This window comes from Kribbella sp. NPDC023972, from assembly GCF_040639075.1.
Lineage (GTDB): Bacteria > Actinomycetota > Actinomycetes > Propionibacteriales > Kribbellaceae > Kribbella.
In genome coordinates this window covers 589736-602914 of the sequence record NZ_JBEZZH010000005.1, presented here as the reverse complement: position 1 = coordinate 602914, position 13179 = coordinate 589736, and the positions used below count along the sequence as shown (strand labels likewise).

The 13179-nt window shown below is 66.1% G+C and carries 10 protein-coding genes; 2 read left to right on the top strand and 8 right to left on the bottom strand.

Annotated features, from left to right (window positions below):
* Nucleotides 1-89 precede the first annotated feature (89 nt).
* From AB0F43_RS23435 to AB0F43_RS23400, 8 genes are all read right to left on the bottom strand, one after another.
* The gene (locus AB0F43_RS23435; RefSeq protein ID WP_360480473.1) at nt 90-2804 is read right to left on the bottom strand and encodes a Tat pathway signal sequence domain protein; all 2715 of its coding nucleotides are present in this window, start codon (nt 2802-2804) and stop codon (nt 90-92) included.
* On the bottom strand, nt 2765-5359 hold the full coding sequence (locus tag AB0F43_RS23430; protein WP_360480470.1) for a Tat pathway signal sequence domain protein: 2595 nt from the start codon (nt 5357-5359) through the stop codon (nt 2765-2767). The genes AB0F43_RS23435 and AB0F43_RS23430 overlap by 40 nt, the downstream gene beginning before the upstream one ends.
* Nucleotides 5360-5426: 67 nt before the next feature.
* Nucleotides 5427-6323, bottom strand: a complete 897-nt coding sequence (locus AB0F43_RS23425) for a carbohydrate ABC transporter permease (protein ID WP_360480467.1) — start codon at nt 6321-6323, stop codon at nt 5427-5429.
* Nucleotides 6324-6336: 13 nt separating this feature from the next.
* Nucleotides 6337-7332: an ABC transporter permease subunit gene (locus AB0F43_RS23420; RefSeq protein ID WP_360480464.1), complete on the bottom strand. Its 996-nt coding sequence runs from the start codon at nt 7330-7332 to the stop codon at nt 6337-6339.
* Nucleotides 7333-7417: 85 nt separating this feature from the next.
* A complete protein-coding gene (locus tag AB0F43_RS23415) occupies nt 7418-8974 on the bottom strand; it encodes an extracellular solute-binding protein (RefSeq protein WP_360480461.1) in 1557 nt (518 codons plus the stop codon).
* Nucleotides 8971-9600 carry a DUF624 domain-containing protein gene (locus tag AB0F43_RS23410; protein ID WP_360480458.1) on the bottom strand — a complete coding sequence of 210 codons (630 nt, stop codon included), beginning with the start codon at nt 9598-9600 and terminating at the stop codon, nt 8971-8973. Before AB0F43_RS23410 ends, AB0F43_RS23415 begins: the two co-directional genes overlap by 4 nt.
* Before the next feature lie 189 nt (nt 9601-9789).
* A complete protein-coding gene (locus tag AB0F43_RS23405) occupies nt 9790-10461 on the bottom strand; it encodes a DUF1961 family protein (protein WP_360480455.1) in 672 nt (223 codons plus the stop codon).
* Nucleotides 10442-11455 carry a LacI family DNA-binding transcriptional regulator gene (locus AB0F43_RS23400; RefSeq protein WP_360480452.1) on the bottom strand — a complete coding sequence of 338 codons (1014 nt, stop codon included), beginning with the start codon at nt 11453-11455 and terminating at the stop codon, nt 10442-10444. Before AB0F43_RS23400 ends, AB0F43_RS23405 begins: the two co-directional genes overlap by 20 nt.
* 385 nt (nt 11456-11840) lie before the next feature.
* On the opposite strand from AB0F43_RS23400, the gene AB0F43_RS23395 reads away from it, so the two are divergent.
* Nucleotides 11841-12299 carry a hotdog fold domain-containing protein gene (locus AB0F43_RS23395; RefSeq protein WP_360480449.1) on the top strand — a complete coding sequence of 153 codons (459 nt, stop codon included), beginning with the start codon at nt 11841-11843 and terminating at the stop codon, nt 12297-12299.
* Between the two features lie 81 nt (nt 12300-12380).
* Nucleotides 12381-13163 (top strand): CPBP family intramembrane glutamic endopeptidase, encoded by a 783-nt coding sequence (locus AB0F43_RS23390; RefSeq protein WP_360480447.1) that lies wholly within the window; start codon nt 12381-12383, stop codon nt 13161-13163.
* The last annotated feature ends 16 nt before the right edge of the window (nt 13164-13179 follow it).

The following is a 13179-nucleotide window of genomic DNA, read 5'->3' as shown; positions in this document are numbered from 1 at the left end:
GGTCCTGCCGCTCACCGGTACTGCGTGCGCGGGCGTGGGCGGCGCGTTCAACTCCGTCTCGGCTCCCGGCCCACGCCATCCGTGCGGTCTCAGGGGTTGACGATCTGGTCGCCCACCAGGGCCAGGGTCTGAATGGCGGCCAGGCCGTACAACGCTGTGGTGTTGGTGGAGACCCACTTGGCCGCCTGTGTCGGGTTCAGCGTGGTCTTCACCTCCTCGGCGGTCCACGGGAGGTTCGGCCCGTAGCCGTCGCCGGTGTAGAACTCCTTCCAGGCACGGGCGGCCAGGTCGTCCCGGTCCAGGCGGACGGCGGCGTACGCGGTCAGCCGGGCGTGACCCTGGCGGAGGATGAGGTTGCCGAAGTGCGCGCCGCACTCTGCCGTCTGCTCGGCCCGGGTGGCGTTGTAGAGCCGGCAGTACTGCAGCCACGCCGCCTCGAACGCCGGCATGTCGACCAGGTCGATCAGCTCCGCACAGATCTCGACCTGGCCGAACATCGCACTCAGGTGCGAGACACTCACGGTCTTCGCGGTGACCGGTGCGAAGCGCCCGGTGTCCAGGTCGTACAGCCCACCACCGGTGACGAAGCCGTTCGGCATCGCGCCGATCGTCTCCATGGTTCCGAGGAGTTTGGTGCGCGCAACGTCCGCCTTCGGTCCCTGGCGTTCCCACTCGGTCAGCCACGCCGCCGCCAGACCACTCCAGTCCGTGCCGAGTCCGATGGCGAGTGCATGCGGGTCGGGCTCGTACGGCTCGGTCCTGATCTTCCGCAGCGGGTCCAGCACCAGGAACGTGCGATCGGAGTCGACCAGCTCGGACAACAGGTCGCCAGTACGCTCGTCGGCGGTCAGGTAGTAGTAGAAGCGCCGGTAGATCGCCGTACTGATCCGTTGCTGCTTAGCACTGTCGGCCCAGTGCTGTACGCCGTGCCGCGTACCCAGACCGGCCCACTGCCCGAGGTGGTAGACGTCGACCTCACCAGTGTGGCGCGTCATGGCCTCAGCGAACCGGAAGATGTCGGCCCGTCCGGACCGCAGGAACGCGTACCAGAGCCACAGGTCCGGCGACAGCTCCGAGTTGTCCCACGCGTACCCGCCCACGTCGTACCGCCAGACCAGCCGGTCCTCGTCGAACGTGTGCATGATGTCGCCGTAGTCCCAGAACCCGTACCAGTGCCGCGACTCGACCTGCCCCCGGTAGAAGTCGAACAGGAAGTCCAGGTGGTCCTCGATCGCCTTCTTGGCCGGCACCGATCGGTCCACCGGCGTGACGAGCCCACCGAAGACCCGCGTGCTGACCAGCTGATCCACCGGGTTGATCAGCTGCGGGGGAGTCCGCACCTGATCAGCCATGTCACCCAAGCGCGAGGCGGTCGGGGTCGCCGCCAGCGCCCAGAAGGTCAGCTCACTGGTGCGTGCGATCCCGTACGGCGTACCGAACGCCGGCTCGTAGTCCTCGTAGGTGATGTTGAGGCCCTCGAGCTGCTTCGGGTACGTGTCCTGACCCATGCCGTCGTGGTAGAACCGGGTGTCCATCGGACCGGCCTCCGGCGACCACAGCCACACCGTGACCTCGGCCTCCTCGGTTGCCGCGCCCCGGATGTCCAGCTGGGTGGGATGCCGTTGCCAGAAGTCCCTTAGCCCAAAGGCGAAACCGCCACTCACGCCACCGACGTACCCGAGGCCCGAGGCACGCCGCCCTTGGTCGACCGGGATCCAGCCGTACCCCTTCTTGGTCCGCTTCTTCACCGTGAAGCCGTCCGCGGTGAGCTGACTGAGCGAGTAGTCGCCCCACTCGGGGATGTACTGCAGGCGCGTCGTCACCCGCTGGTCCCACGTCGACGGATCGGGCAGCTTGGTGCCGGCGACCTGTGCGGCCCGTACGGCGGCGCCCGGGTCACGCCGCAACCCGGTGATCCCCTTCACCGCCTCGGCCAGCATGCCGTGACCCTCGCCGACGAACCGGACATGACGGTCGTACGCCGCATCACGCAACGGCACCCGGAAACGCACCCCGAGGCCGGCGATGTAGTCCGTCTGCCCGTCGCGGTCGTAGACGAATGTGTGCACCATCCGGATGTTCTCGGCGCCGGCCGCGAAGTACAGCCGCACCGAGAACGGCAACCACGTCTTGCCCTTGCGGGACTTGTGCCGGCCCTCGATCCGTACCACCGCGCGGACCGGCCCGGACTGCTCGACGGTGACACGCGTGATGTCGCTCTCGTACCGCTCCCGGATCCCGCCGCCTTCCTCGTCCTCGGCGATCTTGTCCTGCTTGAGGTTGACCAGCTGGCCCTTCCGGGCGATCACCACGTCACCACGCCAGATCTGACTGATCAGCTCCGACCCGCTCTTCCGGATCCGTGCTTTGATCACACCGGTGTCGACGTCGACGTACGTCTTCTCCTGCTTGACCGTCACGGCCTGCGCCGGTGCGGCCGCCGTACCGGGGCCGAGGGTGTAGGACTCGGCTGGTCTGTCCACCGCGATAGCGTGCGCACTCCACTTGAGTGACCCGTCCGGCCAGTACGCCGTCGGCCAGCTCTGCAGCGGTACGGCGGTGCCGTCGGCAGCCTTGAGTGCAAAGGACTGGTTCGCCGGTAGGGCGCCCTTCGGCCATGGCGTACCCCACGTCGTGACGGCCGCGGTGCTGGGCTTGCCTTCCAGCCAGGTGAGCCTCACTTCTTGTACCTCGGCCTGCTGCGCGAATGCAGCCGCGGCGGGGGAGTCCAGCAAGGACACCGCCGGTACGGCGGCCATGCCAGCTAGGACTGTTCTCCGGGAGACCGTTGTGCCGTTTTCCACGCCGTTCCACCTCTGTCATTTCGGTGTTCGGGAATCAGGGACAGGTTCTGGATCGCTGCCAGCGCGTACTGGGCCGCGCCGTTGGTGCTGACGAAGGCGGCCTCGTCGATGGGCATCAGGCACCCGTCGATCGCAGTTGTCTTCCACTCCGCCTCACGCTGCAAGGCGTTGCGGTTGAGCTGGTCGCCTTCGTCGACGAAGAACTTGCGCCAGGCCAGCCGGGCGAGTTCCGCGTCGCCTGTGCGTGCTGCGGCGTACGCGGCGAGCCGACTGTGGGCCTGGACGAGTGAGATGCCTTGCAGCGGCTGGCCGACCTCTGCGGCCTGCTGCTCGGGTGGGAGCAAGTAGAGCCGGCAATAGTCCAGCCATGCCTTCTCGAACCCGGGTACGTCGAGGTCCAGGTCGATGAGCTCGGAACAGATCTCGGGCAGTCCGAAGAGCGAGGACAGGTGTGAGACCGCGATGGTCCGCCGGCTGGTGTCGAAGCGTCCGGTGGACAGGTCCAGTCGCGCATTCCCGGTCAGGAAGCCGTACCGCAGTGCTGCGATGTCGGCCATCGTTCCGACCAGCCGTGCACGGGCCCGCTCGTCCCCGTGCCGCTCCCACCGGGTGAGCCAGGCCGCGGCTAGTGCACCCCAGTCCACGCCCAGTTCGACCGACAGTGCATGCGGGTCGGGTGCGTAGGTATCAGGCCGCACCTTGCGCTGAGGATCGACGACCAGATACGTCTCCTCGACGGTCGCCAACTCGTCCATCAGATCGCCGGTGCGCTCGTCGGCGGTCAGGTAGTAGTAGAAGCGCCGGTAGATCGCGTTGGAGATGCGCGCCTGCTTACAACTACAACCCCAGTGCTGCACGTTGTGCCGAGAGCCGAGGCCCTTCCACCGGCCAAGGTGATGTACGTCGACCTCACCGGTGTGACGGGTCATCGCCTCGGCGAACCGGAACACATCGGCACGGCCGGTCCGAAGGTACTGGTACCAGAGCCACAGGTCCGGTGACAGCTCCGAGTTGTCCCACGCGTAGCCGCCCACGTCGTACCGCCACGTGTGCCGGTCACGGTCGTAGGTGTGCATGACGTCGCCGTAGTCCCAGAACCCGTACCAACGACGCTGCTCGCGCTGGCTGACGTAGTACTGGAAGAGGAAGTTCAGCCGGGCCTCGATGTCCTGGTCGTCGGCGGTCGGCAGACTCCAGCTGCCGAAGACACCTGCCTCCAGCAGACGGGCAGGAGCGACAGTCAGCAGGCCGGGGGAGTTGAGCAGTGCTGCGTGCTCGGCGAGTTCGTCCGCGGACGGTGTGGTGTCGTGAACTCGCAGCGTCAGCTCATGAGTACGCGCGATGCCGTGTGCGTTGCCGAAGCCTGGTTCGTAGTCCTCGTAGGTGATCTCGAGGCCTTCCAGCTGTTCGGCGTAGCTGTCCTGGTCCATGCCGTCGTGCCAGTACCGCACGTCCATGGCCGGTGCACTCGGCGACCACATCCACACCGTGGCCGTGGCCAGGTCGGTGGCCGCGTCGCGGATGTCCAGACGGGTCGGGTGCAGCTTCCAGAAGTCCCGGAGCCCGAAACCCAGTCCGCCGCTGGCACCACCGACGTACCCGTAGCCGGGTGACCTGGTGCCGGACGGGATGGTCACCCAGGCGTGGTCCCGGCCGGTCCGCTTGCGCAGGGTGAAACCGTCCGCGCTGGTCTGGTCGAGCGTGTAGTCGTTCCACTGCGGGATCAGGTGCAGCCGGTCCGACACCTCGGGGTTCGGGATCTCCTCGACCATGCGGCCGGCTACCTGCGTACGTCGTACTGCCTCACCTGGATCGCGGCGGAGGCCGGTGAGCCCGCGCACTGCCTCGGTGAGGAAGCCGGAAGGACCAGCCAGCCGGATGTGCCGGTTGTGCGGCTCGTCGCGCATCACGACGTCAGCGCTGAGGCCGAGACCGGCCAGGAAGTCGCGGTCCGGGTCGCCGTCCCAGATGAAGCTGTGCACGACCCGTACGTCGGTCGCACCGGCGTAGAAGTAGAGCCGGACACTGAACGGCAACCAGTCACCGTGCTTGCCCTCGAGCCTCACCACGGACCGCACCGGTCCGTCCTGCTCGACAATGAGATTGTCGACAACCGCGGTGGTCTGTTGGCGGGTGCGGCTCAGATCCTCGTCCGGCGCGTCCTGCCGCAGGCTGACGAGTCGAACATCGCGGACGACGGTCTGGTCGCCGTACTGGATGGACGCGATCAGCTGCGGTGCCTTGAGCACCCAGGTGACGTCGCCGGTCGTGACCCGGACCTCGTCGCCGGAGCGGTCGACCTGCACAGGCTGATCGGGTGTGGCAGGAGATCCGGTGACCAACTCGTACGACGACTCCGGCTGGGCGGACGGCCCGATCGCGTGGGCGGACCACTTGATCGAACCGTCCGGCCAGGTCGCCGTCGTCCAGCTCTGCACCGGCGTACCGTCGGCCAGCGCGAAGCTGGTGCCCTCGGCAACAGTTCCGCGCGGCCACGGGACACCCCAGGAGACGCCTTGTCTACAAGGGGTTTCCAGCCACTGAACCGTGGTCATGGGGCCTCCCGGCCTGGACTGAGGAGCGCTGGGAGCCCGCCGCGCCGGCGGCGTGGCATCAATACAGTCATTCCTTCACCGATCCGATCAGGACGCCCTTCGCGAAGTGCTTCTGCAGGAACGGGTAGAAGAACAGGATCGGCAGCGTCGCGACCACGACGACCGCGAACTTCAGCCCCTGCTCCGGGAACGTCACCGTCTCCAGTTGCTGGAGCACGTTCGCGGAGTCGGCGTTCGCCGCGGTCAGCTGCCGGACGATCACCTGCAGGGTCCACTTCCTGCTGTCGTCGATGTAGAGCAATGGCGACATGTAGTCGTTCCAGATCGCGACCGCGTAGAACAGCGAGAACGTCGCGATGATCGGCTTCGACAACGGCAGCACGATCCGCAGGAACACGTTCAGCTCGTTGCAGCCGTCGATCCGGGCCGCCTCCTCCAGTGCCTCGGGCAGCTGCTGGAAGAAGGTCTTCACGACGATCAGGTAGAACGGGTTGATCGCCAGCGGCAGGATCAGCGCCCAATAGCTGTTCAGCAGGCCCAGGTCACGCACTACCAGGTAGGTCGGGATCATGCCGCCGCTGAACACCAGCGTGAAGATCACCAGGTTCAGCACCAGTGCCCGGCCGGGGAGCTGACGCTTGGCCAGCGGGTAGGCCATGGTCAGCGTGAGCATCAACTGCACCACGGTGCCGACCGCTGTGACGCAAACCGTCGTCAGCAGTGCTCGGATGAACGTGTCGGTGGAGAAGATGTACTTGTACGTGTCGGTGACGAACTTCTCCGGCCACAGGAAGAATGGCCGCGAGCTGATCTCCGACTCGGTCGCGAACGATCCGGCCACCACGTACAGTAGCGGCAGCACGGTGGTCAGCGCCAGGGCGGTCAGCAGCACGATGTTCAGCAGGTCGAAGGCGCGGCTGCCCGGTGAGTCGTAGTACCGGACGGATTGTTGTTTCTTCAGCATCTGCAGTGTCCCCTCAGAAGAGCCCGCGCTGGCCGAGGCGCTTGGCCAGCCAGTTCGAGCCGAAGATCAGCAGGACACCGACGAGGCCCTTGAACAGGCCGACGGCGGTTGCGTAGCTGAACGCGCCCTGCGTGATGCCGATGTAGTAGACGAACGTGTCGAAGACGTCGGCGACGTCGCGGTTGAGCGAGGTGGTCATCAACCAGATCTGCTCGAACCCGGAGTCCAGCAGGTTGCCGGAGGTGAGGATGGCCATCACCACCACGGTCGGCGCGATCGAGGGCAGGGTGATGTGCCAGAACTGGCGCCACCGGCCGGCACCGTCCACGCGCGCCGCCTCGTACAGCTGGTTGTCGATCCCGGCCAGCGCGGCCAGGTAGATGATCGTGCCCCAGCCGGTCTGCTTCCACAGCAGCTGCAGCACGATCAGCGGCCGGAACCACTCCGCCTGCGCGACGTAGTCGGTCTTCTCCCCGCCGACCAGGCCGTGGATCCAGTTCGCGATCACGCCGAAGTCGACCGAGAACAGCAGGTAGGTCAGCGAGGCGACGATCGTCCAGGACAGGAAGTGCGGGATGTAGATGAGCGACTGCACCGACCGCTTCAGCACGTTGATCCGCAGCTCGTTCAGCATCAGCGCGACCACGATCGGCGCCGGGAAGACGAACACGACGGTGAGCAGGGCGAGCAGCAGGGTGTTGAACATCAGCCGGTTGAAGTCCGGCCCGGTGAACAGGTCCTGGAAGTGCTTCAGCCCGACCCACTCACTGCCCGAGTAGCCGAGGAACGGCACGTAGTCCTTGAACGCGATGGTCAGGCCGTACATCGGCAGGTATTTGAAGAGCAGGAAGTACACCAGGCCGGGCAGCAGCAACAGGTACAGCCAGCGGTAGCGGACCAGGTCGCGCCACAGCGGGACCGGCCGGGCCCGGCGTTTCCGCTTCGGGGACTGCGGCGCGGCCTCGGCCGCTGGGGGTACCACCTGGTTCGGCACCAGATCGGTGGCCACGGTGGCCTCCCTTCGGGCTAGGAGATGGGGGACAGGGGAGGTACGACGTCCGTGCGATGACCGCACGGACGCCGTACCGGGAAAGTCAGCCGCCGGCCTTGGCGACCAGGTCGTTGACCTCCTGGGCGATCTGGGTACCGCCGCTGTCGTGCCAGCGCTTGATCTGCGCCTTCAGCTGGTCCTCGGTGATCGCGCCGGACAGGTACTTGATCCTGGCGTCCGGGACGATGGTGTCGAGCGTCTGGCCCTTCGCCACGGCGGTCGGGGCGATCACGCCCAGCGCCGGGTTGTGCACCGCGGTCTTCAGGTCCTCGTTCATCAGGACGTCGAACAGCTCGCGCATCTTGCGGCTCGGTTCGTCGTTCGGCTTCAGCTTGTAGGCGCCCAGGCCGACGCTGGCTCGGGTGCCGAGCTGGATGAAGGCCTTGTCGACGTCGTTCTGGATCGTCTTGACCTTCGGGTCGTCCTGGTTGATCGGGACGGCGTACTCACCCTCGACCTTGAAGTTGCGGCCCTCGATGCCGTTGGTGAGCAGGATCGAACCTTCCTTCGACTGCAGCTTGTCCAACGTCTTCAGCACGTCGTCGAGCTGCTCCTCGGTCCGGATGCGCTGCTTGGAGATCGCGACGACGTCGTTGTATCCGGTGAAGGGATACGAGAACTTCTGCCCGTCGTCACGCTTCAGGTTCCCGACCAGTGTGACCTTGTCGAAGTCCTTCGGGTTCTTCTCCTTGAACATGTCGAGCAACTGGGTGGCCCGCACGTTCACGTCGATGATCATGCCGCCCTTGCCCTGCACGAACGGGTCGTTCCAGTTCGCGGTGTCCAAGGTGGCGAAGTCGCGGTTGACCAGGCCCTCGGTGACCCACTTGCGCAGCCAGCGGTTGGCCTCCAGGAACTCCGGTGTGTCGAAGCCCGGCACCAGCTTGCCGTCGCGCTCGCCCCAGCCGTTCGGTGCACCGAACCAGGTCTCGATCACGTCGAACGGGCTGGAGCTGGCGTAGTTGCCGGGCCACTTGGGGATGATCAGGCCGTAAGTGTCCTTCTTGCCGTTGCCGTCAGGGTCCTGCTCGGTGAAGGCCTTGGCGATCGCGTAGAGGTCGCCGACGGTCTGCGGCTCCTTCAGGCCGAGTTTGGCCAGCCAGTCCTTGCGGATCACGATGCCCGAGCGGAGCGCCGGCCGAACCCGGTAGATGCCGTACGTCTTGCCGTTGACCATCGAGTTCTTGGCGGTCTGCTCGCTGGCCGGCTTGAGGTTCGGGTACTTGTCCAGCTTGCCGGTCAGGTCCCAGAAGGCGCCGGCCTCGGCCGCCTTGACGAACGACGGGCTCTTCTCGTTGACCACCATCATGTCCGGGACGTTGTCCGAGGCAAGCGTCACGTTCGCCTTGTCGCCGTACTCCGCGTTCGGCACCCAGGTGATCTTGAGTTTCTTGCCGATCAGCTTCTCGACGGCCTGCTGCATCTCGCCGTTCGGATCGGGCGCGGTGCCGAACAGCTTCGTCATCACGGTCAGCTCGTTCATGCTGGCCTGCTGATCGTCGTCGCCGCCGCTGGAACAGCCGGCGGCCAGGAGCGCTGTGCTGAGCGCCAGCGAGGTCACTGCGGCGATCTTGTGTCGCAGCCGGGGGGGTGTGGTCATGAGTTCCCTTTCAGGTGCAGGCGCGCCTCGTTCTCGGCGAAGAAGCGCAGGCAGAGCCAGGTGTTGAGCTGGATCCAGCCGCCGCCGGCCAGCACGATCCCGAGCAGCGGGAACTTGCTGGACACGTAGGCGATGGACACCGCGACGAAGAGCAGGACAAGGGACGACGCCGGCCGCGCGAGCGCGACCAACGATGCCTTGGGCAACAACTCGCGGACCCGGAGGTCGTAGTGCACGGCCATCGGGAGCAGATAGGCGGAGATCACGCCGAGGGCGACCAGCGCGACGAGGCTGGCCAGTCGGGCGACCGACGCACTCGCGCCGAATGTCGCGAAGAACAGGTAGTTGCCGATCAGTACCACCGCGGCCGCCACCAGTGGCAGCACGACCAGCGAACCGCGGCGGAACTCGCGCCGGAACGTGGCAAGGAAGGCAGGCAGAGCATGAAACGATTCACCGGAAGACCTGCGTCTGGCCAAGGAATAGGCCGTAAGAGTAGCCGGACCGACACCCAGCGCGACGCCGCCGAGAATCGTGAAGCCGATCCACAACGCGTTCAGCTTGATCGCCCAGACGACCTCGTCGGCAGCGTCGTACAGCTTGATGGACCAACCGGTGGAGGACATCAGGCCTCCTTGGCCGGCCGGCGGCGTGGGGTGAAGTGGCGATGTGGCACGGGAGTTCCTGCCTCGTTCGGGCGAAAAGTGATGTGACCGTATGGTTGAATCGTCTCAATGTCAAGGCTTCGGAAAGCGTTTGTCAGAGACCGGTCATGAACTGATGCCGGGGCGTTGCCGGGCTGCCCGAAGTCGCGTCTACGGGCGTGAAATTCGCAGGTTCGCGTACTCGCCGATGAGCGGCGCCATCTGCCGGAAGCCGATCTTGCCGCCGGTCAGCGGCTGGTCGTCGTACCACTGGAAGCTGATGACATCGTTGACTGCGAACGAGATGTGGCCGTGGTCGACGGTCAGCCTCAGTTTGTAAGGACCTTGGGCGTCCATGACCGAGGGGAGTGGGTCCGGTCCCTGCGCGACGAGGTGGAAACCGTAGCTCTTGCGCAGATTGCAGGTGTGGAAGGCGCGCTCGGCCGGCCAGCGGCGGCGGAAGTACGAGACGTGGTAGGTGTCCAGGTCGCCGTGGTGGTACTGCTCGTACGGCCCTGTCCGTGGCGCCAGGTCGAACAGGTCCTCACCCGCGCGGCCCTTGGCGTGGAAGAACAGGATGCACAGGCCGGGCTCGCGGATCGGCCAGAAGTCCCACTCGACGGTGATGTCGGGCGGGAAGTCCTCCGGACACCACAGCACCACGTTGGCGTCCTGACCGTCCTCGGGCGGGCGCACGCTCTCCAGCCGGAGCCGGCCGAGCGGGAAGGAGACGGCGCCATCGCCTTCGAGGCGGAAACCTTTGACGTCATCGGCCGACGCCAGCGGATTCCGGTAGACGATCTCAGCGGCGTTTGCCGCGTCTTCAGGAGCGTTTGTAGGCACTGGACTCCCTGACGATCAGATCCGGCTGGAAGATCACCTGCCGATGGCGATGCCGGTCGGCCGCCTCGACCTCCTCCTGCAGCAACTCCATCGCCGACCGCCCGAGCATCTCGGCCGGCTGCCGCACGGACGACAGCGGTACGGCGGCCGCGCGGGCGAAGTCGATGTCGTCGTACCCGACGATCGCCATGTCGCGGGGCACACGCAGGCCGGCAACAGCCATTGCTTGCAGGAAGCCCAGCGCCAGCAGGTCATTCGCCAGGAACGCCGCGGTCGGCCGGCTCCGCGGCGGCAGCGCGGCGATCTGCTCACCGATCGCACGACCCTCGACCACACCCATCACGTCCACCTCGAACAGCTGCAGGTCGACGGTGCCCGCCTGCTCGGCCACCGTGGTGATGCCGGTCATCCGGTCGGACACCTGCTGCATGCTGAACGGCCCGCCGATGTAGGCGATCCGGCGATGACCGGACTCGATCAGGTGAGTCCCGGCCAGTCGACCGCCGAGCTGGTCGTCGACCGACACCGAGCACAGCCCGCGATCCGCCGTACGGTCGACGAGGACGACCGGCGTACCACGGTCAACCAATGCGGTCAGCCGTGGATCGTTGCTGTCGAACGGTGTGATCAGAATGCCGAGAACCCGCTGCTGCTCGAGCTGGTCGAGGTGATGACCCTCGCGAACCGGGTCGGTCTTGCTGTTGCAGACCATCACCACGGTGTCATGCTCGTACGCCAGCGCCTCGGCACCCTCGGCCAGGTCGGTGAAGAACGGGTTCGCGACATCGAGCACCACGAGCCCGACAGTCCGGCTGCGGCCGGCCCGCAGATGCCGGGCAGCCTCGTTCCGGACGAACCCGAGCGCGCGAATGCTGTCCTGCACCCGTTGCCGCGTCGCCGGGGCCACGATCCACGGCCGGTTGAGCACGTTGCTGACCGTGCCAACCGAGACACCGGCGCGGTGCGCGACCTCTTTGATGCTGGGCGTCGCCATCGTCCCTCGTACAGCGGTCGCAGTCCGACAAGAACCACCAGCTTATCCAGCCCTGATTGAATCGTCTAAATCCCCCGGGTCACACCGCCCGCGCCAGGCTCCGGACCACCTCCGGCGGTGGTCGCGCGTTTGGTGAGAGCGGATGCCAGATGTGTGGGTGATCGTCACCGGTCTGGGATCCGAACTGGTCGCCTGTCGCCAGCTCCGTGTGCTCGGGACGAATCACTGGACCAGCGGGTCCGGTCCTGCCGACCGGGGAGAGTTTTGCGCCCGATCCGGGGCAAAACCCTCCCCAAGTCCGCCATCGGACCAACCCCATCGAGGACCAGGCATGGACCCCCGAGAAGGGTCGACAGGGTAAGTGACTGATGAGTAACATCCGGGTATGAGTCAGATGTTGGGGTTGTGGGAGAGGTTGCGGGGGGTGCCGGGTGGGGACTGGGTGTTCTCCGTCGGGTTTGCGTGGAAGGCGCCTTATTTTTGGTCGGTTCGGCCGAGGTTTGTGCAGGTGAGCCCAAACTTCGCGGCGCTGGTGTTGCCGAAGCGGCGGGCTGTGCTGAACCACATCGGGACCGTGCATGCGATTGCTGTCTGCAACGGGTTGGAGGCGGCGATGGGGGCGTTGGCCGAGGCGACTGTTCCGGCCGGCAAGCGGTGGCTGCCGAAGGGGATGGAGGTTGCCTATCTGGCGAAGTCGACGTCTGATCTCACCTGTTCGGCCGAAACTGATCCGGAGGCATGGGTGGCGGGACCTGACGTTCCGGTGCGGGTGAAGGCTACCCGCGCCGATGGCACGGTTGTTGTCGAAGGCACCATTCATCTCTGGGTGACCGATCGGAAATAGCACACCCGTGTGATATAAATCGGGGCTATGTCCGGCAGCACTCCGACCTCCGTTGTCCGCACCGCGCCATACGGGCGTGTGGTGCTTGTTGGTGGAATCCTTGTCCTGCTTGCGGCCGCTGTCTGGTTGGTTGCTACGGGCAACACGGAGATCCGGTACTCCGCGGATCACGAGACCACCGATCCGATGTGGCTGCGCTGGATCCCGGCCGGTGTCGGCATCCTGCTGATCAGGCTGCTGCCGATGAGACTCGATCAAGCGGCAGGTGGACCTGCGGAGAGTAGGCAAGCATGGGTGCTGCTGGGGTTGGGTGTCGCGTTCGCGGTGCTGTTGAAGCTGACCGGGCAGTTCGAAGTGCTCAAGGCTGTGCTGCTGCTGATCGTGCCGCTCGTGCTGTTCCGGTGGTACGGCGGCAGGCCGGCAGCCAGCTGGCCTGCCACAGTCCGGTGGGAGCCGGTCATCCCGGTCGTCGCCTGGCTGATGTTGAGCTATGTGGGTCCGTTGGCTCCGGAGGGGCAGCGGCCTGACCTGCCGGCGCTGGAGCTCGCTGTTGCCGTGCTGCTCGGGTTCCTGGCGAACAGCGTGCTCGAGGAGTACTTCTACCGTCGCTGGCTGCAGACGAGGTGGGAGCAGTTGTTGGGGCCGTGGCCGGCCATCCTGATCGCCTCGATCGTGTGGGCGGTGTGGCATGTGTCCATCCAGGGGACCGGGACGTTCGGTGTGGACCTGGCGGCCACTCTGGTCAACCAGGGTGTGCTCGGTCTGTACCTCGGCTACCTGTGGAGTCGCTACCGCCGGATGTGGCCGTTGATCACCGTGCACGGCGCGACCAACGTCGTACCGGTATTGCTGTCGCTCGGGTGACCGGGCAGGACGTAGG